Raw genomic sequence first — 25,658 nt, forward strand, 5'->3', positions numbered from 1 at the left:
TGGCCGGCATTTTCACGGAGACGCACCGAATGATCGCCTTGCAGTTGAACGATCCGGGCCTGTTTCGCCAGCAGGCGTTCGTGGACGGAGCATGGATCGACGCCGCCGATGGACGCACGATCGCGGTGGACGATCCCGCGACGGGCGAGATCATCGGTCACGTCCCCGCCTGCGGCACGGCCGAAACCCGCGCCGCGATCGAGGCTGCCGGGCAGGCCCAGGCGGATTGGAAACGCCGCGCCCCTGCCGAACGCGCGGCGGTGCTGACGGTCTGGCACGACCTGATACTGGAAAACAGCGAAGATCTGGCCCGGATCATGACGATCGAGCAAGGCAAAGTCCTGGCCGAGGCGCTGGGCGAGGTCCGCTATGCCGCATCATTCTTCAAATGGTTCGCCGAGGAAGCGCGGCGCATCGACGGTGCCGTTCTTGCCCCGCCGGCGCGCGATCGCCGTATCCTGGTCCTGAAGGAGCCGGTGGGGGTCAGCGCCGCGATCACGCCGTGGAACTTCCCGCTGGCCATGATTACCCGCAAATGTGCACCGGCCCTCGCGGCCGGGTGCAGCATGGTGGTCAAGCCGTCGGAACTGACGCCGTTCTCGGCCCTGGCGGTCGCTGTGCTGGGCGAACGCGCCGGCGTCCCCGCCGGATTGTTCAGCGTCGTTACCGGGATGCCGGAGGCCGTCGGCGCCGAACTGACCGGCAACCCGGCCGTGCGCAAACTCTCCTTCACCGGTTCGACGCGGGTGGGGGCGATCCTGATGCAGCAATCGGCCGACACCATAAAGCGACTGAGCCTCGAACTGGGCGGCAACGCGCCGTTCATCGTCTTCGATGACGCGGCGTGCGATCTTGCCGTCCAGGGGGCGATGGCCAGCAAGTTCCGCAATGCCGGGCAGACGTGTATCTGCGCCAACCGGGTCCTGGTCCAGTCCGGCATTCATGACCGGTTCGTCGCGGGACTGCTGGACGAGGTCGCGGGCCTTCGTGTCGGGCCGGCCCTCGACCCGGCCTCGACCCTGGGGCCGCTGATCAATGACGCTGCGGTCGCCAAGATGCGCGCGCATGTCGAGGACGCGCTGGAACGCGGCGCGCGCTATGCCTCGGCGCCGCTGTGTGTCGAGGGCCGTTTCGTCAGTCCGGTGGTGCTGACCGGCGTGACCACGGACATGCGGATCGCGCGGGAGGAAACATTCGGCCCCGTCCTGCCGGTCTTTCGCTTTGAAACCGAGGTCGAGGCCGTACGCATCGCCAACGCGACGCCGTTCGGGCTGGCCAGCTATTTCTTCACCGCCAGCCTGGACCGTGCCTGGCGGGTGGGCGAGGCCCTGGAATTCGGCATGGTGGGGCTGAATACCGGCGCGATCTCGATGGAATCGGCCCCGTTCGGCGGAGTGAAGCAGTCGGGCCTGGGCCGTGAGGGCGGCCACCCCGGTCTGGACGAATTCCTCGAAATCAAGAGTTTCCATATCGGTGGCCTCGGGGGGGATGTTTCATGACCTCTCCTGGCACTTTCTCGAACCCCCGGAATGCCGACATGACCGACGCCGACCGCCTTTCCGCAATCGAAATCCGCCCCATGCGTGACGGCGATATCGACGTCGCCAGCGGGTTGTCGAAGGCGCTGGGCTGGCCCCATCGGCTTGAGGACTGGCAGTTCATGTTCGGGGCGGGTCACGGCCTGGTCGCCGTGACGCCGACCGGCGAACTGGTGGGCACGATCATGTGGTGGCCCTACGGCGCGCGCGACGCGTCAGTGGGCATGGTGATCGTGTCGGGCGCGTGGCAGGGCCACGGCATCGGCCGGCGGCTGATGACCGGCGCGCGCAATGCGCTGCCCGGCCGCACGCTGCACCTGAATGCGACGCCGGGCGGATTTCCGTTGTATGAAAAACTCGGGTTCCGTCCGTGCGGCCTGATCGAGCAACGCCAGGCCATCGCCACGACCCAGCCGCTGATCCTGTTGCCCGAGGGCATGCGCCTGCGGCCGGCGGGGCAGAACGATCTCGCGGCCCTCGCGGCGCTGGACCAGGCGGCAAACGGCATGGAACGGCGGGACCTGCTGTGCGACCTGCTGGCTGCCGGCAAGGGTATTGTGGTGGACGATGGCGGCGCGATCGTCGGCTATTCGGTCTGCCGGCCGTTCGGCTGGGGCAAGGTGGTCGGCCCGGTGATTGCCACGTGCGATCAGTTCGCCTCGGCCATGATCGCCCATTGGGTCGGCAGTTGCGCCGGACAGTTCATGCGCCTGGACGTGCCGGCGGAGTGCGGCCTGTCCGCATGGCTGGACGAAATCGGGCTGCCGCGCGTCGACACGGTGACCACCATGAACACTGCGACCGGTCATGAGGCCACACGGGGGGCAACGGTCTTTGCCCTGTGCAGCCAGGCATTGGGATAGGAAGCAGCGTCACCATGTCCTTCGTCATCAAGTCCACAGCGGAACGGGCCGAGGCCTGGTCCGCGCTGTTCGCCGCCGACCTGCCGGACCAGACGGTTGAAATCTGGCCCGACATCGCCGACCCGTCCGCGGTCGAATTCCTGGCCGCCTGGGTTCCGCCGCCGGATCTTGCGAAGACATTTCCCAATCTCAAGGTACTCTTCTCGGTCGGTGCCGGCGTGGACCAGCTCGACCTGTCGGCCGTGCCGGACCACGTACAGGTCGTGCGCATGATCGAACCCGGTCTGACCGACGGGATGGTGGATTATGTGCGCTTCGCGGTCCTCGCCATCCATCGCGGCATGCTGCGCTATGTCGCGCAGCAGCGCGAACAGGTCTGGAAAGCGCATTCCTACCGGCCGGCAGCGGACCTGACCGTGGGGATTATGGGCCTGGGCCAACTCGGCCTGCCGGTCATCGAGGCGGTCCGCGCCCTTGGCTATCGCTGCCAGGGCTGGGCCCGAAGCCGTCGCGACATTGAAGGGGTCCGCACCTTCGCCAGGCAGCAGGACCTTGATGCGTTCCTGGAGGGAACGGACATCCTGGTCTGCCTGCTGCCGCTGACGGCCGAGACGACGCGGCTTCTCGCGCGACCGCTCTTTTCCCGTCTGCCGCGCGGCGCGGCGCTGATCCATTGCGGGCGAGGAAAGCAACTGGTGATGGACGACCTGATGGACGCGCTGGACGACGGGACACTGGGGGCCGCCATCGTGGATGTCACCGATCCCGAACCGCTGCCGACGGGCCACCCGTTGTGGAGCCGCCCGGACGTCCTGATTACGCCCCATACGGCCAGCATAACCCAGGCCGACACGGGCGGCCGGTCCATCGTAGAAAACCTGAAACGATATCGCAGGGGTGAAGCGCTCGAGGGGCTGGTCAACAGAACGGCTGGCTACTGACCGCAGCGGAAGGCCGTAGACGCGGATTGGGGACGCCGAAAATACGCGGGCCCGGCGCGAAAAACCGACCGGGGCGCGCTGAATGGCATCGGGATTCCCTGAGACCGAATGGTTTAAGTCTCCAGGGAACTACGGGCCTGGTCTCGAAGGCTACGTCGTTGCCGGTAATGGGGTTTGGTCAACCGGTGTTCGATGTCGTTTTCGATGCAGACCCGGTCGAAGATGTAAGCCCCAGGACGCGCCGGCTGGGGCCAGCGCGGTTGTCGGGCAAATCGGCGAAGGCTGAGGCTGAACGGTTAGAACCGCCCCGTCAACGTCACGAAGAACTGGCGCGGCGCCACCGGATAGGCCGTGAACTGCTTCGATGCGTTCGTCGCCAGGATCGTCGACCAGTTCCGCGTGTTGGTCAGGTTGGTGACGTTGAACTGGATGCTCCCCTCGCGCAGCACGGGCAGATGATGGAAGGTATAGCCCCCGTTGAACCCGAACAGCACCATCGGCGACACCGACAGATCGTTCAGATAGGTGGCATAGCGGCGGCCGATATAATCGCCGGTGATCTGCGCGAACAGATTGTGGTCGGTATAGGCGAAGATGAACTTGTTCATCCAGTCCGGCACCGCCACCACGTTCTTCCCCGCCGTCGCAACCACGGCGGAGCCCGACAGGTAATTGTTGTCGTACGTCGATTTGTTGTACGACACCGCGTCATATAGCGACAGGTGATGCGTGAAATGCAGCGTGAATTCCGCATCGGCGCCATTCGTCGTCACACCGCCCACGTTTTCCAGCAGCGACGCCGCGCCCGTCAGGCTGGTGATCTGCGGCGACGAACTCACCGTCAGCAGCCGGTTGGAAAAATCCACGTGGTAATAGGACAACTGCCCGTCGATGCTGACCAGAGGCCCGGCCGACAGCGGGTGGTTGAACCGCCACCCGGCCTCGTAGGTCCATGAGGTCTCCGGCTTGCCGGTCTGGCGGAAATTCTCGAACCCCGCCTGGCTGGGAATGCCCCACGGCGTCGCGTAGCCGTAGCCCAGGCTCTGGTAGCCGCGCATGTTCTTCTGGATATTGGCGAAGAACTGGTCATGCGCCGACAGGCGCCACGTCGCGCCGAAGCCGGGCAGGAACGCATCCACGGCGTCGATCTGCCCGCCCGCCGCGGTGGTCGAGCCCGCCGGCGACAGCGACGCCGGCAGCCCGGGCACCGTCAGGCGGCCGTTGGTATATTGCAGGCTGGATTTGAACCCCGCCTGCAGGGTCAGGTCCCGGGTCACATGCCACCGGTCCTGGATATGGGTCTGGAACGTGTTCGTATAGAAATCGTTGGCGAACTGGTTAATCAGCGGGTCCGTCGGCCGGTCGTACGGCGACAGCGGCGAGGTGGCCGAAAACGGATACCACCGCCGTTCGAAGGTGTTGACGTTGCGCTCGTACCACCCGCCAAGCTCGATCTCGTGCTTCCCCAGCCGGTAATTCAGGTTCGAGATCACCCCCTCGCGGCTGATCGAATATTCCGTGGTCCGGTTGGTGAAACCCGAACTGCCGAACAGGCTGCGGATGTCGCTGTCCGGATAATAGGCTGTGAGGATCTTAGAAATTCCAGATGCGCCGATCGGTGTGGTTACCACCCCGGCCGATGCGTCGCGATGGCCATAGGCCGTCGTCGTCCATGTCAGCGCGTCCGAAAAACGATGCTCGTCGCGGACATAACCGATGAAATCCTGACGCAGCGCCGTGCTGGCATAATCGCGGAAATTCAGGCCAGCCGCCGCAGGGGGCGCCCCCGCCTTGTTCAGGTAGGCCATCGCTTGCCCCAGGTCGGGGTAGAAGGACGGGCGCGTATAGACATTCGACGGCAGCACCACCGCATCCTCGTTGCCCTCCGCCTTGTCCATCCAGCTGAAATAGAACGTGATCCGATCTTTCGCGCCCTCATGCAGGAATTTCAGGTTTACCTGCTGGCCGCCCTGGTGCTCGTGATAATCCCAGGCGCGGGCGTCCTGCCGCAAATAGCTGATATAGGCCCGGTTGTTGCCGCCGAACGTGCCGGTATCGAACCGCCCGAAGGTACGGAACGCCGCGTAGCTTCCGAAACTCTGCGACACGCGGCCGCCGCGCGTCGTGCTGGGGTCGCTCGATACGGTCTGGATCGTCCCGCCCAGGTTGCTGGTGGATGCCGTTCCCAGGTCGCCCGCGCCGGCCGACAGCGACACATGCGCGACGTTCTCGCTCGAAATCATCCGCTGCGGCGACAGGCCATTGTAATTGTTATAGGTCTGGTCGCCCAGCGGTATGCCGTCCATCGTGAATCCCAGCTGGCTCTGGGCAAATCCATGGATATACAGCGCGGCGTTCTGTTCGGTCGAACCCCACGGGTCGGCGGTGGTGTAAATGACGCCCGGCAGCACCTCCAGCGCCTGGATCGGCGATGTCCCGGGCAGGATCTTCTGGATCAGCGCACTGCCGACGCTCAGCTCCGACCGGGTTCGCCGCTCGGTCACGACCACGTCCTCGCCGGCGTGCGGGGCGGGGACCGCCGCCTTCTTCGTCACGGCCGCGTCCGTGGGCGCAACCGTGGGCGTCGCCGCGCGGGCCATTCCGGAGAATCCGGAAAGGACAGAACAGAAAAGAAGAAAACGGGAATAATGTCGCATGATGGTAATGGCCCAATGAAAAATTCCATTGCCATCTAGCAACTTTGAGATCGCGAATATGTTACAGTTTGAAGAAGATTCAAACGATTTTCGTATGAGATATATTATGAAAAACTATTGATATCTTTCGACAGCAGGGACCGCCCGTCGAGGCCGATGAAGCGGAACTGGAACACGTCGCGCGACAGCGCCACCGTCATGAATCCATGTTCGCCCGGAAAGACGATGCCGCCGTCCTGCGCCGGCGCCACCGGGTCGATCCGCGAACCGGCGCCGTTGTTGATGTAATGGATGCCGTCCCGCTCGATATATTGCAGGTTGTGGATGTGCCCGTTGATGTAGACATGCACGCCATGCCGCTTCATCACGGGCACCAGCGCGGCAATCAGTTCCGGCTCGTCGAAGCGCCGTTCGGCCGTATAGACCGGATGGTGCCCGATCACGATCTTCCACCGCGCGTCCGACGCACCCAGCGCCGCGTCCAGCCATGCGACCTGCGCCGCCGTGTCCTGCCCGCTGATATCGACGTTCGTGCCCCGGTACCGGCTGATGAACGGCGAGGTATCCAGGAAGAAGGTTTCCGCTGTGCTCCCGTCCGGCAGGATATCGCGCATGCTGTAATAGCGGGCCGGCAGGTACCACCGGCTGTCCACCTGCTGGCCGTAGCGTAACTGGGGTTCCACCTTGCCGCGATAATCATGATTGCCCAGGATCACCCGCCACGGCGTCTTCAGGCTTTCGGCGCTGTAGATCGATTCGAACGACGTGATCCATTGCCGGTCGGTTATCGACTGCACCCCGTCGTCATAGAAATTGTCGCCTACCGAAACGGTATAAAGGCTGCGATGCTCGGCTGCGACCCGGCCCATACGGGCGGCCAGCCGCCCCTGTTCGTACTGCCCCTGCCGTCCCCAGTCGCCGATCATGACGCAATTATGCGTGGGTGTGCGTGCCCGCGCCGGCACCGAGGCCAGCAGGGCGCTGGCGGTGGCGCCGGTCAGGAAATCGCGGCGGGGCAGAATCATGGTCATGGGTGTCCTCTTTACTCGATCGGCTGCGCCGCCACCCGCGCCTCGACCGCGCAGCGCTCCGGGTCGGGCGTGGCGGGGTGGGCGCGCAGGGCGGCAATTTCGTGCCCGGCGGCGGCCATGTCGGCCTGGAAGCCGGGGTCGGCCTGCAGGGCGGCGAACATCGCCGCGCCGTTCAGCCATCCGGCCTGCACGTCGCTCTTCCAGTGCACGCCACAGACGATGCGGCTTTCGCCGAATGCCCGGCCCCGGTGCAGGATGTCCGTCGCCCGGTCTGGCATCAGTTCCGCCAGAATGCCGGCCACGATCCAGCCATGGGTCGTATGGCCGGACGGATAGGCCGGGCTGTCGCGCAGATGCGCGCTATCGTCGGTGCAGATCGGCCGGTCGGTGTCCACGAACGGACGCTGCCGTTTCCAGAACTGCTTTTCCTCGGTGATCCGGGCCTCGAGTTGCGGCTGCAGGCGCGCGGGCTCCAAGGTCATGCCGGCGGCACAGCTGAAATCGGCCAGCAGGCGCGCTGGGGCCAGTTCGGCATCCTCGCGGGCCATGGCCCAGCGGGCCGAGCCGACCAGGCGCCGCGTCCGGTCGAAAACCTCCTGGTCCTCGGCCTGCGCGGCGGAATGCGGCGCGGGCGGCGGGGGCAGCACCGTCCGTCCGTCCGGCAGCAGCGGGTCGGCGCGGGCCGGGCCGGCCGCAAGGATCATCATGGAAAGGGCAAGGCGCTTCAGCATCATGTCTCGACCGGCCCGCGGGCGTTTCGTTGACCATACGCAATGGGCATCGCTTGTGACACGCGCGCCTGCCCTGCGTCATCCGAGACGGCCGACATTTCATGAAAACGTCACGAACGGTGGCCGGATGCCGCCCTGGCGGTCGTCCCGGCCCTCAGTCACTCGAACACACCCTGTCCCGCCCTGTGTTCTTGGCCTGGTAGAGCGCGGCATCCGTCCGTTGCAGCAGCACCGCGGCACTCGTCTCGCCGGGGCGGGGGATGACGAGCCCGGCGCTGAACGTCACCGGCAGGGCGAGCGCCCCGCCCCAGTCCTGTTTCGCATGGAATGCGACGCGCAGACGCCGGCAGGCCTCTTGGGCTTCCGGCAGCGAGGTCGTGGGCATCAGGATGGCAAATTCCTCGCCCCCGATGCGCGCCACGACATCGGATGCACGCACGCACGCGCGCAGAACCACGCCGACCTCGCGCAGCACCAGGTCGCCCGCGGCGTGGGAATGACGATCGTTGATCGACTTGAAGTGGTCGACATCGATCAGCGCAAGACAGAAACCCGGCCCGCCGGCCGCGATCCCGTCCATCGCAAGGGCGAGCCTTTCATCGAAGGCCCGGCGATTGAGCAGGCTGGTCAGGGAATCCTCCCTGGCCTGCCGTGTCGCGACATCCGCCTGCTGGCGCAGGCGTTCCAGCAGAAGGTTTTTCTCATGATCGGCGGCCTGCAGTCGTTCGGCCGTCTGCCTGAGTTCCCGCGTCCGCTCCCCGATGATGCGCGACAGACGCCGCGACTGGCGGCGATAATAATGGGCGATGCCGAGGTAGATCGCGACCAGCATCAGGCCGGCCGCCGCTGCAGCGCCGACCCAGACCTCCCGGCGCTGCCACCAGAGGGGATCCACGACCAGCGGCAGGGCCATGTCGTGCGTGGACCACGCGCCCCCGGGATGCGCCGCCGATACGCGCAATGTGTATTGGCCGGGGGGCAGGCCCACCAGATGGATGTTGCGCGTATTTCCCTGGAGGCTCCATGAGTCGCTCAGCCCTTCGAGTTTCGTGCGGTAGACGATCCGGTCGGGAAACAGGTAGCTCAGGGCGACATAGCGGACCGACAGGCCATGACCCGCCCGAAGATGGAGGGCCGAGCCGTCGAGCGGCTGATGGACCTCGGATCCGTCGCGTTCGATCGAACTGATCGCGACGGGCGGCGGCGGCGGCCGCATGACGAATGCATCGAACTGCGCGGGATCGACATGCGCGATGCCGATCGCGGTGGCGATCCAGATCGTGCCGTCACGGCGCATGATCGCGGAAGGGGACGCGCTCCCGTTGGCCTGGCTGCTGAGCAGGCCGTCCGTCTCGTCGAAATGCAGCACGGACACGCGCGGCGACCGCCCGTTCGCCACAGCTTCGAGTTCGGACAGCGGCAATCGCAGAACGCCGCGATTGCTCGTCAGCCAGACATGCCCCTGCCGGTCGGGGATCGTGGCGAAGATCGAATCGACGGGCAGGCCCTGTTCGCGCGCGACCTGCGTGATCTGCCCGTCGCGCGCCCGATAGACGCCCCGGTCGCTGGCAATCCAGAGGTCCCCGCCGATGGTCGTGAACCCGAAGATGGTGTGCGCCCCCTGCGCGCCACCGAAACGGATGGCCTGGATGTGTGATCCATGCACGTGGCGCACGCCGTCGAGCGTGCCGATCCACAGATCGTCGCCGCGCGCCGCCAGCGCGGTGATAAGGCCGTGCGGGGCGTCCGGGCCGTCGAGCGGATGCGGCAGGCCGCCCTCGACGTGAAAGACCCCGTGTTGCGTGCCGATCCAGACCTGACCGTCCGCGCCGACGCTCAGCGCCCGGACATTGCCTGCCGGCAACCCGTTCGCCGTGCCGAAGTGACGGGAAGACCCGTCGGGCAGGCGTTCATACACCCCGTCCGAATAGGTGCCGACCCACAGGGTGCCGCCTGCATCCTCCGCAAGGCTGAGAACCGCGGGTTGGCGATCGTGCTCGGCGGAGAGGGGAACGGCAACGACGGTGCCATCGGGTTCCACCCGCGCCAGGCCGGCGTCCGTTCCCACCCACAGCCGGCCGCCCCGATCTTCAAGGACGACCCGCGCGAAATCGTCGGGGAGGCCGTCCCGGCGGCTCACTGTGCCGAACAAAGCCTCGCGCAGGCGGTACAGCCCTCCGTTCGAGCCGATCCAGATGCTGCCCTCGGTGTCCTCCCTCAGGCAGAGAATGCGGCCGGAGGCGGGGGCCATGTAGTCGGGCAGGCGCTCGATGCCCGACGCGGTGAGCCGGATCAGCCCGTGATCCTCGGTGCCGGCCCACAGCGCGCCATGCCGGTCCTGCAGCAGCGCGGTAATCCGGCCGATGCCGTGCAGGTCGTACTGCAGGGACGCCCCTGCCTCCCCTACACGGAAGATACGGCTGCCCGCCACGATCCAGAACGTGCCGTCCGGCCCCCGGTAGGGCCACGCCAGCCCGTGCGGCAGATTCCAGGCGGCCGGGGCGGTATGGACCTGGCCCTGGGCGCCCTGGACGACGACACCGTCATATGTCCCGAGCCAGAGCGTGCCGGTACTGTCCAGCACCATCCGGCGATACAGGTTCAGAAGCGGCGATTTCGGGGGCGGCGCCACGTAATGGAAGGTGCCGTCCGCGGTCATGGTGCCCAGGCCGTTGCCCTCGTAGAGCAGCCACAATCGGCCGGTCGGGTCGATCTGCAGCGACTGGACGATGATGGAGGGGGCGTTCGCGGGGTGCGGCCACAGGCGCCAGCTTCCATCGGCGGCGTGTCGGCCGATGTTGCCGCGCGAGTCGCTGAACCACAGGGTGCCCGCCTGGTCCGCGACGATCGTACCGATGCCGTTATCGAGCAGGGCCGGGCGGCTGCCCCGGTCATAGACGGTGAATTCCATTCCGTCGTACGAAACCAGCCCTTCCCAGGTGGCGAACCACAGGCGGCCATCCGGTGTCTGGGCAATGTCGCGGATCGAATTCTGCGGCAGGCCGTCACGGGTGGACCAGTGGTCGATGACGTAGTTGGCCAGCGGGGGCGCCGGGGCGCGTGCTTCGGCGCGCGGCATGAAGCCGACAAGGCCGCAGAGGGTGACGACCGCCAGACGCAGGAGCACGACCGGGCGGCAGCCTCGGACCTGCCTTGCATGCCCATTTCCAGTGACAGCGCTGAACAAACTCACCTCACCGGAAGAAGACGCTGGCACAGCCAACCGCACGACGGGCGTGCCGGACGTTTCCCGGCCGATCGCTCGACCATCCCGAACATTCCGCGCCACCCGCTGCTCGAACGGCGCCGGGCGGCAGGCCGCTTTGCCAGACCGTAGAGGACCTCATGGGTAGATATCGCGATATCTACCCGATGTTCGCGTGTTTGCAAGGATCGCCGGCGGTCACGGCCAAGTGCGGTGCGGCGGGTGAACGAACGCCCCGCGCCGGCGTAGGAGGCCCTGCATACGGGTTCACTGCCTGCCGCCGAAGGCAGGGGAGGGGACGATGGCCAAAATCATCCAGCACCTCTGGTTCCAGCGCGACATGGAAGCGGCCATCCGTTTCTACACCTCGCTCGTTCCGGGCTCACGGGTCGAATGGGTGACAAGCATCCCTGTCGATACGCCCAGCGGGCCGGCCGGCAGCGTGGCGATCGCGGCCTTCACGCTGGGGGACCAGCGCTACATGGCCCTGCAGGGCGGCCCGCTCGATTCGTTCAACCACAGCTTTTCGGTCATGGTCGAATGCGACGACCAGGCGGAAATCGACCGGCTGTGGGACGCATTGCGCGATGGCGGAACGATCGAGCGATGCGGCTGGCTGCGGGATCGCTGGGGCCTGTCGTGGCAGATCGTGCCACGGCGGCTGGGCGAGTTGATGGGCGATCCGGACCGTGAAAAGGCCCGCCGTGTCGGCGAGGCGATGCTTGGCATGGTCAAGCTCGACATCGCCGGGCTGGAGACCGCCGCACTGCGCGCGCAGGCACCGTAGAGGGCCCCGGCATCCAGAAAATGGTGGACGATGATCGCCGTTGCGTGGATGTTCGGCCCGGCTTCGGACCGTCGGGGCAGGCAGGATGACGGGGTTAGGCGTGCAAAGGATCGGCGCGACGCGGTTGGGACGATTTCTGGCCTGCCTGCTGGTGCAGGTGGGGCTGATGCTGCCGTTCGCCGTGTCCGGTCATGCCGAAACCATGCGGCAGCCGATGTCGGGCATGGCCATGGCCCACATGCACATGGGCGCGCCGCACTGCGATCTTGGGCATCGCCATTCCTGTCATCAGGCGGGCGGGTGCTGCCTTCAGGGTGCCTGCATGGCCGACTGGATCGTGCCGCCGTTCGCGACCCGGATGCGAAATCCGGCGCGGGCGACGGTGGTGTTCGGCCGGCATCCTGCCATCCGTGTCGCCGGCGTGGCCTTCGCGCCTGCCCTGCCTCCACCCAGACAGACGGCCTGATTCTGGTCTGACAGTCTCAGGACCGGTCGTCCGCATGGGGCCGGTTCCGTCGTTTCTGCTTGGTGGTTCAAAATCAATGTCAACACGATCCCTTGCGGGACGGGGCGCGGTCACGCGCCGTCGTTTCGTTGCCGGGACGGGCCTGTGGGGCGCGGCGCTGGCGGCGTCGGGGCGGCGGGCGTTTGCCTGTACGCCGGCCTCGGGTCGGCCCGACCCCATGCCCGGCACCCGTTTCGACCTGTCCATCGGCCCCGTGCCGGTCAACGTCACCGGCGCGCGCAGGCGCGCGGTGGGGGTGAACGGCTCCACGCCTGCGCCGATCCTGCGCTGGCGTGAGGGCGATACGGTCGAACTGAACGTCACCAACCGGCTGCGCGAACCCAGTTCGATCCACTGGCACGGCATTCGCACGCCGGCCGACATGGACGGCGTGCCCGGCCTGAGTTTCGGCGGCATCGCGCCCGGCGAAACCTTCACCTACCGCTTTCGCCTGCGTCAGAGCGGCACCTACTGGTACCACAGCCATTCCGGTTTCCAGGAACAGACGGGACTGTACGGGGGCCTGATCATCGACCCGAAGGCGGGCTACGCGCAGCGTTTCGACCGCGAATACGTCATGCTGCTGTCCGACTGGACCGATGTGGATCCGCGGGACATCGTGTCCAACCTCAAATTCCAGAGCGACTATTATAATTTCCGCCAGCGCACGGTGGGCACGTTCTTTCGCGATGCACACCGCCAGGGGTTGGGCGAGACCATTCGCGATCGTCTGCGCTGGGGTGCGATGAACATGGCGCCGACCGATATCCTGGATGTGTCGGGCATCATCTACACCTACCTGATCAACGGCCAGTCCCCCGCCGCCAACTGGACCGGCCTGTTCCGCCCGGGCGAGCGCATCCGCCTGCGCTTTATCAACGGGTCGTCGATGACGCTGTTCGACGTGCGCATTCCCGGCCTGACGATGACCGTGGTGCAGGCGGACGGCAACGATGTGGAGCCCGTCCCCGTCGATGAATTCCGTATCGGGCCGGCGGAAACCTACGATGTGATTGTCCAGCCCGCCGCCGACGGGCCGTACACGGTCTTTGCCCAGGCGGAGGACCGCACCGGCTATGCGCGCGGGACGCTGGCGACGCGGCCTGGCCTTGCCGGGCCTGTTCCGCCGATGGACCCGCGCCCGCTGCGCACCATGACGGACATGGGCATGGGCGCCATGACGCACGGCGGCATGCCGAAGAGGGACAGCCCGGCCGCGCCGGGCGGAGGCGCGGCGGGCATGGAGGGCATGGCGATGGACGGCATGGACATGCCGGGCATGGCCGCCGCCCCGCCATCTCCCCTGTCGTCGTCCGGGACGGCGCCGAAGCCGGGAGTCGAGGTGCAGAGCGTCGCCATGATGCCGATCGACCGGCTGGCCGAACCGGGCGCCGGGCTGGAGCATAACGGCCGCCGTGTCCTGACCTACGCCGACCTGCGGGCCACCATTCCGGGTGTGGACCCGCGCCCGCCGTCGCGCGAGATCACCCTGCACCTGACCGGCAACATGGAACGTTTCATCTGGGGGTTCGACGGTAAAAAATTCTCGGAGGCCGAGCCGATCCGCCTGAACCTGGGCGAGCGGGTACGCTTCGTCCTGATCAACGACACGATGATGGAACATCCGATCCATCTGCATGGATTGTGGAGCGAACTGGAAAATGGGCAGGGCGCGTACCGGCCCTACAAGCACACGATCATCGTCAAGCCGGGCGAACGGCTGAGCTATCTGGTGACGGCGGACGAACCGGGCCTGTGGGCGTACCATTGCCATCTGCTTTATCATATGGAAGTAGGCATGTTCCGCACGGTGGTGGTGTCATGATCGGGCCGCGCACCGGCCGGGCGATCGCGGCCGCCATGCTGGCCGCCACGACGGCCGTTGCCGGACAGGCGCACTCCAGCGGCATGAACCAGGGCGCGGCCTTGCAGGCGGGGCCGGTCGCCTATGTCAACGGCATGCCGCCGGTCATGGACCATAATGCCTATCTGCATGCGCTGCTTGATGAGTTCGAGGCGCGCTACGGCGCCGATGGCGGCCAGTTCCGCTATGACGGGCAGGCGTGGTACGGTACCGATTACGACAAGCTGTGGCTGAAATCCGAAGGGACGGTCGGCACCGACGGCAGGTTCGGCGACGGGGATCACGAGGTGCTCTATGACCGCGCGATCTCGCGCTATTTCGATGTCCAGACGGGCGTGCGCGTCGATATCGACAATGGCCCGACGCGCGCCTGGGGTGCGGTCGGGGTCGAAGGGCTGGCGCTTTACTTCTTCAATCTGGAAGCGACGGCCTATTTCAGCGATCGCGGCGTCGCCGGCCGCGTGCAGGGGTCTTACGACCTGCTGCTGACCAATCGCCTGATCCTGCAGCCACAGGTCGAGCTGAATGTCTATTCGGCGTCCGACAGGGCGCGGGGGACCGGCAGCGGCCTGTCGGACATCGATACCGGCCTGCGGCTGCGCTATGAATGGCGCCGGAAATTCGCCCCCTATATCGGCGTGGCCTACCATGGCACGTTCGACCAGGCCGCCAGCATGGCCCGCGGCCAGGGCGCGCGTGTCCACGACCTGAATTTCACGTTCGGGATCAGGACGTGGTTCTGATGGTCTGCGGTGCCCTGAGCAACTCCTACGTCGAGACGACCGTGCGGGGAGAAAATGGAATGCGTCTGTTTCCGATACTGCGGGCCGCATTGTCCGGCTGCCTGCTCGGTGGGATTCTCGCGATCGTTCCGGCCCATGCGGACGCCTCGGGCGACGCGACGCCGTCGCCGATGGAACAGCGGATCATCGCACGTCACCTCATGTCCATCCGGAATCCGGACGAACGCGCGGCCATCAGGGCGCAGGGCACGGCGTGGCTGATGACGACCTATCTGTGCCAGGACGCGGCACGGCCGGTCGTGGTGCGGCTGGGGGGCTCCGCGCATCGTTTCTTTCTTCAGGACGCGCGGCCGGACAGCCAGATTGTCGTCAGCGCGGCCCTTGTCCAAGGGCGCGGCCAGTTCCTGCATGCCGCGTTGCCGATGCGCTGGACGGCATTCACCTGGGCCTGCCACCTCGATCCGGGAACAGGGCGGGTGTTGCGGTTCGAGGTCCGGCAGGGTGCCGATGTTCCGCCCGGTCCATAGGGGCCGGCGGCGCTCCGCGACCCTGTGGGCGCTGGTGGTCCTGGGGGCAGGCGTGTGCGGTGCGCAAAGGGCATCCGCCGCCGGCCCTGTGCCCGATACGTTTCCCGACTGCACCGCCGCGCAATTGTCCCTGGGTCTTGATGATGAGAACGGCCAGTTCGACGGGATGTCGCAGAGCGGAACGTTGCTGGTGATCCGCAATCTCGGCCCGGGGGCCTGCGCGGTGGCGGCGCTGCCTGTGCTGCGGTTCGAAGGCAGGGACCATGAACGTCTGGCGATGGCGCGTCGTCCGCCGGCCGGCATGCATCCCGATCCTGTCCTTCCACCCGTCGCGGTGGCGGCGGATGCCGAACTGACCGCGCGGCTGCATTGGGTGTCCGGCGACGTCTTCGATGACGGCCATAACTGCGTGACGCCGGACACGATCGTGCTGGATGTGCCCGGCGGCCCGTTGCGGTGGCATTTCGGGCGCCAGATGTGCGCCCCGGCGCATGCGACGCATTATTTCGACCAAACACCCTTGCGACCCGACCTTATGGAGGCAGGACGAAGGCGGACACCGCTGAGGGGGCGGCGCCGCACTGTTCGCGCCGGCGTGACGTGCTATGTCGGGGTCATGCCTTGCCCCGATTCCGTTACGTCCCTGACCCGCTGCCGGTGGGCCGAGACCGATCCGCTGCTGCGTGCGTACCATGACACGGAATGGGGCGTGCCGGTGCGTGACAGCCGGGCGTTGTGGGAAATGCTGATGCTGGAGGGCTTTCAGGCGGGGCTGTCCTGGCTGATCGTGCTGCGGCGGCGCGAGGGATTCCGTCGCGCCTTCCAAGGGTTCGACCCCGAGATCGTCGCGCGGTTCGATGCTGCCGATGTGGAACGGCTGATGGCCGATCCCGGCATCATCCGGGCGCGCGCCAAGATCGAGGCGACGATCGGCAATGCGCGCGCCTATCTGGCCATGCGTGACAAGGGCGAAGTGTTTTCCGATTTTGTCTGGAACATGGTGCCGGATGCCCCGGTGAGGAACACCACGGGGCAAGTGCTGGCGCAATCACCGCTGTCGCAGGCCATGTCGAAGGTGCTGAAGGCGCGGGGGTTCAAGTTTGTCGGGCCGGTGATCGTCTATGCCTGGATGCAGGCCGTGGGCATGGTCGACGATCATGACCCGGCCTGTTTCCGGCATCCTGCGACGCGGTAGGCGGGGGGCAAAGGCAACGGCTTTCCCCTTGACCCACCAAAGGGCGTAGCCCTTTGGAAGATCAGGATTTTAGAATCGAAGGGGATGCAAGGGCCGAGGCCCTTGCCGCGTTCGGGCGGAGCCCGACCTTACCTTGTGACGGCGATGCGTCAGTTCTTGATGGTGGAGGCGCGATAGATCTTGTCGATCGCCTGCGCCAGCGTCGCGTCGAATTTCGGCGTCGTTCATGGAATGCTTCAGGTCGCCCAGCAGGGCGCGCGAGAAGCTGGCGATCATGCCGTGATTGGCCGCCAGGCGCGTGCAGGCCTCGTCCAGCGGATAGCCGCCGGACAGGGCGACGATGCGTTGCACGCGCGGGTGGGTCATCAGGTCGCGATACAGGTCGGGCACGTCCGGAATGGTCAGCTTGAGCATGACCTGCTCGCCCTCGGGCAGGGCGTCGAGGCCCTTGGTCAGTTCCTCCAGCAGGATGGCCTCGGCGCCGGCCTTGTCCGGGCTCTTGATCAGCACTTCCGGCTCCAGGATCGGCACCAGCCCGTGCGCGGAAATCTGCCGGGCCAGGTCGAACTGCTGCTGGGCGATGGCGGCGATGCCCTCGCGGTCGGGCAGGTTGATGACCGAGCGTTCCTTGGTGCCGTAGATGCCCAGCTTCACGGCACGGGCCAGCAGGTCGTCCAGGCCCGGGATCGGCTTCATCAGGCTGACGCCGCCCTTTTCGGGCTCCAGCCCCTTGTCGACCTTGAGGAACGGCACCACGCCCCGGTCTTCCCACAGGAAGCTGGGGACGGGCTTTTCCTCGACCAGCCCATCCATGGTGCGCTCGAACAGGATGGCGGCGATGATTTTATCCCCGCTGAATGACGGGGCCGTGATGATGCGCACGCGCATTTCATGCATCAGCCTGAACATCTCGGCCTCGCCCTCATAGGCGCTTTCCGGAATGCCGTAATGGCGCAACGCGCCGGGCGTCGATCCCCCGCTTTGGTCCAGGGCGGCGATAAACCCGGCCTTTTCAGTCATTTGCGCTTTCATACGGTCAATGGACATGATTTTTCATCCTTTTATGGGCCCGTGACGCATGTTCGAGGGTCGAATGCAGAAATTCAATCCTGAAACTGTTTCCACAGTACCATCCGCTCCTGAAGGTTGATCACCCTGCCGTCAACCGTGAATGTCCCGTTCCCGTTGTGATGCAGCATCCGCCGCTCCTTGCGATCGGGATCGGTCCAGGCCTGGACCGCCTCCAGGATCCACAGCCCATAGGCGTCCACCAGTGCCGTGTCGGCGACCCGGCATTCGATATTGGCCAGGCATTCCGCGATCAGCGGCGCCCGGACCGCCCTGGCGGGGGCTTCGGTCAGCCGGAAGCGGGCGAATTTGTCGACGTCCCGGCCCGAGCAATTGCCGATATCCACCATCGTCGCGGCCAGGTCGACGGTGGGGATGGCGATGACGCATTCGCCGGTTTCGTGCAACGCGGCAAAGCTGAAGTCCCACGGGCCGATGCAGGCCCCGATCAATGGGGGGCTGTCGTGCTGCACCATCATGTGAAAGCCCATCGTCATGATGTTGGCGCGGCCGGTCGCGGCACGCGTGGTGACCAGGACCACCGGTCCGGGTTCCAGCAGGCGATAGGCTTTTGCGGCGGGATAGGGCTTCATGGCTGCGGTCCTGCCGGCGCGATCAGGCCAGGACGCGCACCGGCGTGCCGGCCAGCCATGCCGCAATGTCCTCCACAGCTTCGGTGAAATAGGTACGGTAATTGCCGTCGGTGACATATCCCAGATGCGGCGTCGCCAGCACGTTGGGCAGGCGGCGGAAGGGATGGTCGGCCGGCAGCGGTTCGCAGTCGAACACGTCCAGCCCCGCGCCGGCGATCCGGTTGCCCTCGAGGGCCGCGATCAGCGCGGGCTGGTCGACAATGGCCGCGCGCGCCGTATTGATCAGGCAGGCATGCGCCGGCATTCGCGCAAGTTCGGGGGCGCCCAGCAGGCCGCGCGTGGTGCCGCCCAGCACCAGATGGATCGAGACGAAATCGCTGGTTTCGAGCAGTTCCTCCTTCGAGGCCGCCAGCGCCACGCCCGCGGCGTCGGTGCGTTCCGGGGTCAGGTTGGGGCTCCAGGCCGCGATCTTCATGCCGAAGGCCCGGCCGATCATCCCGACACGGGTCCCGATCCTGCCCAGGCCCAGCAGGCCGAGCCGCCGGCCGTACAGATCGGTGCCGATGGTGCTTTGCCACGGGCCGCCTTGCCGCAGGGCGGCGTTCTCGGTGGCCAGATGCCGCGCCAGGCCCAGGATCAGGGCCCAGGTCAATTCGACCGGCGCCTCGGCCCCGCTGCCCGTCCCGCAGACCGTAACACCGTGGGCGGTCGCGGCTGCCAGGTCGATCGCGGCATTGCGCATGCCGCTGGTGACCAGCAGCCGCAACGCCGGCAGGCGCGCGAACAGCCGCGCCGGGAACGGCGTGCGCTCGCGCATGACGACGACGATCTCGGCGTCGGCCAGGGCGGCGACCAGCGCCTGCTCGTCCGCGATATGATGATGCAAAGGCACGATCTTCACGCGGTCGGCCAGGGGACTCCAGTCGGCCATGTGCATGGCCGCGTCCTGATAGTCGTCCAGGATGACGCATGTCTTCATCGAAGGGCTCCGACGTCATGGCCCGGCGGGCGACGTCACGGCGTCATATGGTGCAGCAGATCATCGGCCGAGGCCACCAGGGCGACCAGAAGGGCCGTCATGGAGATGATCGGCCATAGCCAGTGATCGCGGGTGCGGAACGGGACATTCGCCCCCTCCACGTCCGGATTGGCGAGAGGACAGAGATTCAACGCGACCATTCGCGCGCATTCTTGGGGAAATTCACAGTCTGACTGGCATGTTTTTGCGGAACGGCCAGCATGAGGCATCGCTTCGGCTCCCATTCCCGTAGGCGCAGTCAGACCGTCCTCAAACGATGCCACGCGGTGTTTTCTGGTTCTCTGGAATGAACAAGACAATAACAGTCCGATCCGTTTCAGTCCATTACAAATCATCATGGTGGTCTGCCGGTCCGGTCACGGATTGTTTACAAATATCCGCGTCATAATGCGAAACCGCAACGGTTTCCGCCATCCGCATCCTCATTTGCATGATGGGGTGAACGGAAAACTTATTGATTTTATATGGAATCAAGAAAAATCTTGGTGCGCGGACGCGCATGCCGTGTCTTTCACGTGATGTTGCCGGAGGGGGTCTTCAACGGCGTGGGAATCCGACCACATACAGTATGTCAAATCATGGCCTGCGAAAGGAAGGATCATGTTGGGATTTGTAAAACCATCCGGGCCGCCGGGATGGAAAAATCGTGGAAACTTATCTTACTGGGACGAAATTGGTCTTGTAGTTCTGATTGTACTAGTGGTGGCCTGGGCCATTCTTGTGGCGATCACCGCCTGACCGCAAGTTCCGGACCACAGGCCGGCAGGAGCACGACGGCATGAAGGACGCGCCCGGGCATCCTGGCATTCAACCCCGATGGACTTCCAGCGCGAAGGACGGTGTCGGGACGGCACTGGATGCGCGCAGCGAGGTCTGGTTCACGCTCAGTCACGGGATCTTGAATGAACTCTATTATCCCCGGGTCGATCAGGCCTGCACGCGCGACTGCGGACTGATCGTGACCGATGGTGTCGCGGGCGGGCTGTTCGCCGAGGAAAAGCGCGATACGCAAAACGAGGTGCACCGGGCGGCGGATGGCGTGCCGCTGCATACGCTGGTCAACCGGTGCCGGGCCGGGCGGTTTGCGATTCATAAGCAGATCGTGTCCGACCCCCTCCATTCGACGGTGTTGCAGCGGATTTCGCTAAGGCTCGGAAGCGGGGTGTCCGGATTGCGGCTGTTCGTCCTGCTCGCGCCGCATCTGGTCAATGGCGGGGCGGACAACAGCGCGTGGCTGGGGACGTACAAGGGCGCCGACATGCTGTTTGCGTCGGGGGACGGCACAACGCTGGCGTTGGCATGCGACGGCGGGTTCAAGGTGCGCAGCGTCGGGTTCGTGGGCGTATCGGACGGATGGCAGATCCTGCGGCGGCACGGCCATCTGGCCGAAGTCTACGATCGCGCCGCCGATGGAAATGTCGCCCTGGTCGCGGAAATCGACGCCGACCGCCCCACTCTTCTGGCGATCGGCTTCGGCCGGAAGCCCGAGGAGGCCGCATTCCAGGCCGCATCCAGCCTGGCCAGGGGCTACGACCGGGCGGAGGCGGAGTACGCCGCCGCCTGGCGCCGCTGGCAGTCCGGCCTGGAACCGCTGGACCCGCTGCACGGCGCGACCCCGCATAATTTCTACCGGATCAGCACGGCGGTGCTGCGAAGCCATGAAAGCCCGCGCTTCCCCGGCGGCACGATCGCCAGCCTGTCGATCCCGTGGGGGACCAGCAAGGGCGACGACGACATGGGCGGGTACCATCTGGTCTGGGCGCGTGACCTGGTCGAGACGGCGGGGGCCCTGCTGGCCTGCGGGGCGGTGGCTGACGCGCGCCGGACTCTGGAGTACCTGCGCGCCGTCCAGGAACCGGATGGCCACTGGCTGCAGAATTGCTGGCTCGACGGCACCGCCTATTGGCATGGCCTGCAGATGGACGAGACGGCGTACCCGATCCTGCTGCTCGATCTCGCCTTTCGCTCGGGCGCGGTGCCCGAACATGACCTCGCCGGCTACTGGCCGATGGTGCGGGCGGCGGCCGGGTTCATCGTCCGCAACGGCCCGGCGACCGAACAGGACCGGTGGGAGGAAAACGCGGGTTATACGCCGGCCACCCTGGCGGTGGAGATCGCCGGCCTGCTGGTCGCCGCCGAACTGGCCCAGCGGCTGGGCGAGACGCGCATCGCCGGTTTCCTGCGCGACACCGCCGACGCCTGGAATGCCGATATCGACGCCTGGATCCATGTGTGCGGCACCGACCTGGCGGATGAGTTGGGCGTGTCGGGCTATTACCTGCGGATCGCGCCTGAGGGCGACAGGGACCTGTCGCGCGTGCCGCGGCATGCCCGGGTTACGGTGCGGAACCGGCCGGGGAACGAGACCTCGATCGCGGCCGAGGCGCTGGTCGGCATCGACGCGCTTGCGCTGGTGCGGTTCGGGCTGCGGGCCGCGAACGACCCGCGCATCCTCGACACCCTCAAGGTGGTCGATCACCTGACCCGCGTGGACCTGCCGCAAGGGCCGGTCTGGCATCGCTATAATGGTGACGGCTATGGCGAGCATGACGACGGACGGCCCTTCGACGGGGTCGGCCAGGGGCGCGCATGGCCCCTGCTGACCGGCGAGCGCGCGCATTACGCGATCCTGGCCGGCGACCTGGCGGGGGCTGCCCGGTTGCGGGGCACGATGGAGGGCTGCGCCAGCCATGGCGGCCTGTTGCCCGAACAGGTATGGGACGCGGACGATATCCCCCGGCGGGGGCTGTTCCGTGGCCGGCCCAATGGTTCGGCGATGCCGCTGGTTTGGGCGCATGCCGAATATATCAAGCTGTTGCGCAGCCTGAGGGACGAGGCGGTGTTCGACCTGCCGCCCCAGACGGTGCTGCGCTACCTGGTCGAGAAACAGGCGCCGCGCCTGCGCGACTGGCGCGAAGCCTGGCGGCGCACCCGCATGCCGGTGGGCCAGAACGTCCGGATCGAACTGTGCGAGGCCGCCACGATTCACTGGAGCACGGACGACTGGCGGCACGTGACCGACACCCCGGCCGAGGATACGGGCCTGGGGATGTTCGCGGCGGAACTGACGACGGCGCGCGCCTCGGCGGGGTCGCGCGTCGTCTTTACCTGGCGGCGTCCGGACGGAACATGGCGCGGGCAGGATTTCGCGATCGAGGTTCAGGGATAAGGCCGGACGCTGCCCCCTAGTTGTTCCAGTGGATACCCGGCGCCGCCGCCTCTTCATGCCCGACGGGGGTCAGCGTGCGGCAACTGCTTCCCGCCACCTTCCCCTTTAAAAGGGCCTCGACGAAGGGCAGGGAGTCGTTCGCCGACGGGTTGACCGCGCCGTTGTGCGTCAGGCCGTGATAGCGGTACCACGTGACATGCGTTCCGGCGTCGCACATGGCGGCGACGGCGTTGTACTGCTGGCTGACGCCGGCTTCGCCGTCGGCCAGGCCGGTGCCGACGAAGACCGGCATGGCCAGATGGGCATCGGGAATGGTGAAGGCCTGTTCGTATTCGGCTTCGACGTCGGCGGACCGGCCGGTGAAGCTGTTTTCGACCGTCACGTCATGGCTGTCGGTATAGCGAAACAGGTCGCCCAGGCATGCCTGGCGGGCCTGGCGGGAGAGGTCGTGGCCTTTTTCGGTCATGAAGCGGTCCACGTCCTGATCGGGACGCAGGCTCTTCCTTGATCCTTCGGTCGTCAGAATCTCGAAAGCCGCCGCCATATGCGGAGATTCCGTGTTGCTGCGCGGCAGGGGCGCATGGCGCGGATGGGCGGGAAGGCCGAACTGGGTGACGACGCCGGTGGCGACAACGCCGATGACGCGCAGGTCCGGCGCGTAGCGCGGGGCCAGCCAGGCCGACCCCAGCGCCGCCCCGCCGCCTTGCGACTGACCGACAAGAACGATCTGGTTGCGCAGCCTGTCGGGATAGTGTGCCAGCGTGGCCCGCAGCGCGTTCAGCACGCTGTAGCCTTCCGGACGATACATCAGGTACGGATGCGGCCCCGGCGTGCCCAGCCCCTGATAGTCGCTGGCGACCACCGCGAAACCGGCGGACAGCCAGCGGTCGAGATAGGCGCGGTCCCGCGAGAAATAGCCCCGCCATGAGGGCGCGCAGACGTCCGCGATGCCCGTCGTGCCATGCTCCCACGAGACGATCGGCCAGCCCCCCTTCGGCGGTGTCCCCTGTGGAAACAGAATCTGGCCGGAGACGACGACCGGCTCGGCTTTCCCCACGCCGCTGACGGACGTGTAGAGGAAGCGTTCGGCATGGTCGGCGTGGTCGGGCAGGTGCAGCCCGTCAATCGCTTCCGTGCGGATCATCTTCCCGGCCGAGGACGGCACGTTCGTGGGCGGCTGGTAGAACGGGCTGACGCCGCCATCGCCCAGCGGCCGGTCGGGCACGGCCGCCGGTGCCGGGACCGCGCTGGGGGCCGGCGCTTCCGCGCAGGCGGCAAGCGCGGTGAGAAACGTGGCGCACAGCAGGGTGCGAAACGGAAGGCTCATGACGGTCTCCGGAAGCGGGACAACGACCTGCCATGCGGGCTGGCCGGGGGAGGGACGGGGCGGTCTCGGGGGGATGTTCAGCGGCCGACAGCCATACCATCGCGATGCGGATCGCCCCAGCCCTGCAGGCCGGCCGGCCCAAGCGTGATGCCCTGCACGGCGGCGTTCATGACGGCGATCTTCGGATGGTGGCCCATGGCGCGCAGGGCCGGGGCCAGTGCGGCCGCCGATGTGCCGTGCTCCAGTTCCTCCGCGCGGTTCTGGGCGCCGATGCGGGGCTGCTCGATGGCCGTGCGGATGTTCTGCCCCCAGGCGAGATAGCCCACCAGGGACTGTACGACGGAATCGATGATGCGCGCCCCGCCGCCGGCGCCGATGATGACTTCCGGCGTATCGTCCGCCCCGAAGACGATGGTCGGCGCCATGGTGGTGATGGGGCGCTTGCCCGGCGCGATGGCGTTGGCCACACGCACGCCATCCACGACGGGGCGGGTGGCGAAGTTGGTGATGGCGTCGTTCAGCACCATGCCGTCCACGACGATATCCGAACCGAAATTCAGGTTGATCGTGGTGGTGAAGGACAGGGCGTTGCCGAAGCCGTCGCGGATCGAAAGATGCGTCGTGGCCGGCACGGTCATCGCATCGGAAGCGGGCAGGGCGGCCAGTTTCGCCGGAAGGGCGCCGGGCGAGACCTGGTCGGCGGCTGCGTGCGTGTCGATCTGCCGGGCGCGGCTGTCGAGGTAGCCGGGGCTGAGCAGGTAGGACGTGGCAACGGGCACGAAATCCGGATCGGCGGCGTATTTGCGGCGGTCGGCCTCGGCCAGGCGCGAGGCTTCCAGCAGCAGATGGGCGGCCTGCGCGCTGCCGGGTGCGTAACGGCCGATCTGCATCCGGTCGAGGAAGGCAAGCTGCTGCAGCACGGCCAGGCCGCCCGCCACCGGCGGCGCGGCCGAGCAGATGCGCCGGCCGAAGGCATGGATGCAGAGCGGCTCACGCTCGCGCACCTTGTAGGCGGCGAGGTCGGCCGCCGTGATCTGCCCCGGATAGGGCGCCTGTGCCACGGCCTGCGCGATGCGTCCGGCGGAATCCGGCGCATAAAAATACTCCGCGCCGCCCTGTGCGATGCGCGAAAGCGTTTCCGCCAGTGCCGGGTTGTGCAGGCGCGTGCCCTTGGGCAACGGATGGCCATCGGCGTCGAAATAGCCGGCGAAGGCCGGCAGGTGCGCCAGATCGGGGCGTTCGGTCAGGACCAGATGCAGATAGCCCGGCATGGGAAATCCGTCCCGGGCCGTCGCGATGGCCTGCGTGAACAGCTCGGCCCAGGGCAGTTTGCCATGGCGCTGGTGAAGAAGGGCCAGGGTGCGCAGCGTGCCGGGCACGGCGACCACACGACCGCTGCGTTCCAGCGCGGCCGCGGGAATGCGTGCGCCCGAGGCATCGCGCGTATAGTCGGACGGGACCGAGGCCGGCGCGCTGGCCAGGCCGTCGTAGAAACTCAGTCCGCCAGTGTTGCGATCCCAGAACATGACGGCCGAACCGCCGCCGAGGCCGGATGCCTGCGGTTCCACGACGGCCAGCATCATCTGCCCGGCGATGGCGGCATCAACGGCGCTGCCGCCCTTCGCGAGGATCTGGGCCGCGACGCCGGAGGCCATCGGGTTGGCCGTGGCGGCCATGTAGGTCTGTGCCGTGGTGGGCAAGGTCTGCGGCTTTTCGAGGGTGCAGGCGGAGAGAAGGAGCGCGGAGGCCGCGAGGACGGCACTGAAGCCTGCCCGTTTGCCGGAGGACGGCGGGCGGTGCTGAAGAGCTGTTTTGACACGCATCGGGCGGAAAAGACCTTGGCGGCAGGGCAGAAAAATATCGTCTCAACATCAT

At 66.6% G+C, this 25,658-nt stretch carries 20 protein-coding genes and 2 pseudogenes; 12 read left to right on the plus strand and 10 right to left on the minus strand.

Annotated features, from left to right (window positions below):
- Positions 1-29 precede the first annotated feature (29 nt).
- From HLH34_RS00610 to HLH34_RS00620, 3 genes are read left to right on the plus strand one after another with little or no spacing between them, the layout of a single operon-like run.
- On the plus strand, positions 30-1,499 hold the full coding sequence (locus HLH34_RS00610) for an NAD-dependent succinate-semialdehyde dehydrogenase (protein ID WP_183117943.1): 1,470 nt from the start codon (positions 30-32) through the stop codon (positions 1,497-1,499).
- A 38-nt stretch (positions 1,500-1,537) separates the two neighbouring features.
- Positions 1,538-2,401, plus strand: coding sequence for a GNAT family N-acetyltransferase (locus HLH34_RS00615; RefSeq protein ID WP_183117653.1), 864 nt, complete (start codon positions 1,538-1,540; stop codon positions 2,399-2,401).
- A gap of 14 nt (positions 2,402-2,415) precedes the next feature.
- The gene (locus HLH34_RS00620) at positions 2,416-3,342 is read left to right on the plus strand and encodes a 2-hydroxyacid dehydrogenase (protein WP_183117654.1); all 927 of its coding nucleotides are present in this window, start codon (positions 2,416-2,418) and stop codon (positions 3,340-3,342) included.
- A 296-nt stretch (positions 3,343-3,638) separates the two neighbouring features.
- On the opposite strand, the gene HLH34_RS00630 is transcribed toward HLH34_RS00620, so the two are convergent.
- The 4 genes from HLH34_RS00630 to HLH34_RS00645 form a co-directional block, all read right to left on the minus strand.
- Entirely contained in the window at positions 3,639-5,942 is a 2,304-nt protein-coding gene (locus tag HLH34_RS00630; RefSeq protein WP_183117655.1) for a TonB-dependent receptor, read from the minus strand.
- A 161-nt stretch (positions 5,943-6,103) separates the two neighbouring features.
- Positions 6,104-7,030, minus strand: a complete 927-nt coding sequence (locus HLH34_RS00635; protein WP_240161306.1) for a metallophosphoesterase — start codon at positions 7,028-7,030, stop codon at positions 6,104-6,106.
- 11 nt (positions 7,031-7,041) lie between these two features.
- Complete coding sequence (locus HLH34_RS00640) at positions 7,042-7,764, minus strand: acid phosphatase (RefSeq protein ID WP_183117656.1); 723 nt, start codon at positions 7,762-7,764, stop codon at positions 7,042-7,044.
- A gap of 151 nt (positions 7,765-7,915) precedes the next feature.
- On the minus strand, positions 7,916-10,888 hold the full coding sequence (locus HLH34_RS00645) for a ligand-binding sensor domain-containing diguanylate cyclase (RefSeq protein ID WP_220791984.1): 2,973 nt from the start codon (positions 10,886-10,888) through the stop codon (positions 7,916-7,918).
- A 379-nt stretch (positions 10,889-11,267) separates the two neighbouring features.
- Between HLH34_RS00645 and HLH34_RS00650 the strand changes: the two genes are divergently transcribed.
- The 7 genes and pseudogenes from HLH34_RS00650 (at position 11,268) to HLH34_RS19260 (ending at position 16,587) form a co-directional block, all read left to right on the plus strand.
- The gene (locus HLH34_RS00650; protein ID WP_183117657.1) at positions 11,268-11,753 is read left to right on the plus strand and encodes a VOC family protein; all 486 of its coding nucleotides are present in this window, start codon (positions 11,268-11,270) and stop codon (positions 11,751-11,753) included.
- 85 nt (positions 11,754-11,838) lie between these two features.
- Positions 11,839-12,219, plus strand: coding sequence for a hypothetical protein (locus tag HLH34_RS00655; RefSeq protein WP_183117658.1), 381 nt, complete (start codon positions 11,839-11,841; stop codon positions 12,217-12,219).
- Between the two features lie 76 nt (positions 12,220-12,295).
- On the plus strand, positions 12,296-14,083 hold the full coding sequence (locus HLH34_RS00660) for a copper resistance system multicopper oxidase (RefSeq protein ID WP_183117659.1): 1,788 nt from the start codon (positions 12,296-12,298) through the stop codon (positions 14,081-14,083).
- Positions 14,080-14,865, plus strand: a complete 786-nt coding sequence (locus HLH34_RS00665; protein WP_306417741.1) for a copper resistance protein B — start codon at positions 14,080-14,082, stop codon at positions 14,863-14,865. Before HLH34_RS00660 ends, HLH34_RS00665 begins: the two co-directional genes overlap by 4 nt.
- Positions 14,865-15,392, plus strand: a complete 528-nt coding sequence (locus HLH34_RS00670) for a hypothetical protein (RefSeq protein ID WP_244959530.1) — start codon at positions 14,865-14,867, stop codon at positions 15,390-15,392. The genes HLH34_RS00665 and HLH34_RS00670 overlap by 1 nt, the downstream gene beginning before the upstream one ends.
- Positions 15,373-15,813: pseudogene (locus HLH34_RS19570) on the plus strand (DUF4232 domain-containing protein); the annotation flags it as partial. The gene HLH34_RS00670 and the pseudogene HLH34_RS19570, both read left to right, overlap by 20 nt.
- A 195-nt stretch (positions 15,814-16,008) precedes the next feature.
- A complete protein-coding gene (locus HLH34_RS19260) occupies positions 16,009-16,587 on the plus strand; it encodes a DNA-3-methyladenine glycosylase I (protein WP_204736742.1) in 579 nt (192 codons plus the stop codon).
- Positions 16,588-16,736: 149 nt separating this feature from the next.
- On the opposite strand, the pseudogene HLH34_RS00680 reads toward HLH34_RS19260, so the two are convergent.
- From HLH34_RS00680 to HLH34_RS00695, 4 genes and pseudogenes are all read right to left on the minus strand, one after another.
- Positions 16,737-17,634: pseudogene (locus HLH34_RS00680) on the minus strand (fructose bisphosphate aldolase).
- 56 nt (positions 17,635-17,690) lie between these two features.
- The gene (locus HLH34_RS00685; RefSeq protein WP_183117661.1) at positions 17,691-18,248 is read right to left on the minus strand and encodes a flavin reductase family protein; all 558 of its coding nucleotides are present in this window, start codon (positions 18,246-18,248) and stop codon (positions 17,691-17,693) included.
- Between the two features lie 22 nt (positions 18,249-18,270).
- Entirely contained in the window at positions 18,271-19,227 is a 957-nt protein-coding gene (locus HLH34_RS00690) for a D-2-hydroxyacid dehydrogenase family protein (RefSeq protein WP_183117662.1), read from the minus strand.
- Positions 19,228-19,262: 35 nt separating this feature from the next.
- Positions 19,263-19,427, minus strand: coding sequence for a hypothetical protein (locus tag HLH34_RS00695; protein WP_183117663.1), 165 nt, complete (start codon positions 19,425-19,427; stop codon positions 19,263-19,265).
- Positions 19,428-19,887: 460 nt separating this feature from the next.
- On the opposite strand from HLH34_RS00695, the gene HLH34_RS00700 reads away from it, so the two are divergent.
- On the plus strand, positions 19,888-20,025 hold the full coding sequence (locus HLH34_RS00700; RefSeq protein ID WP_183117664.1) for a hypothetical protein: 138 nt from the start codon (positions 19,888-19,890) through the stop codon (positions 20,023-20,025).
- Between the two features lie 40 nt (positions 20,026-20,065).
- Positions 20,066-22,456, plus strand: coding sequence for a glycoside hydrolase family 15 protein (locus HLH34_RS00705; protein WP_183117665.1), 2,391 nt, complete (start codon positions 20,066-20,068; stop codon positions 22,454-22,456).
- 16 nt (positions 22,457-22,472) lie between these two features.
- Here the strand turns inward: HLH34_RS00705 and HLH34_RS00710 are convergent, their stop codons facing one another.
- Both HLH34_RS00710 and HLH34_RS00715 read right to left on the minus strand, forming a co-directional pair.
- On the minus strand, positions 22,473-23,783 hold the full coding sequence (locus HLH34_RS00710; RefSeq protein WP_183117666.1) for an alpha/beta hydrolase: 1,311 nt from the start codon (positions 23,781-23,783) through the stop codon (positions 22,473-22,475).
- 77 nt (positions 23,784-23,860) lie between these two features.
- Positions 23,861-25,483, minus strand: a complete 1,623-nt coding sequence (locus HLH34_RS00715; RefSeq protein WP_244959531.1) for a gamma-glutamyltransferase family protein — start codon at positions 25,481-25,483, stop codon at positions 23,861-23,863.
- Between the last annotated feature and the right edge of the window lie 175 nt (positions 25,484-25,658).

It is taken from the genome of Gluconacetobacter azotocaptans (assembly GCF_014174355.1).
Lineage (GTDB): Bacteria > Pseudomonadota > Alphaproteobacteria > Acetobacterales > Acetobacteraceae > Gluconacetobacter > Gluconacetobacter azotocaptans.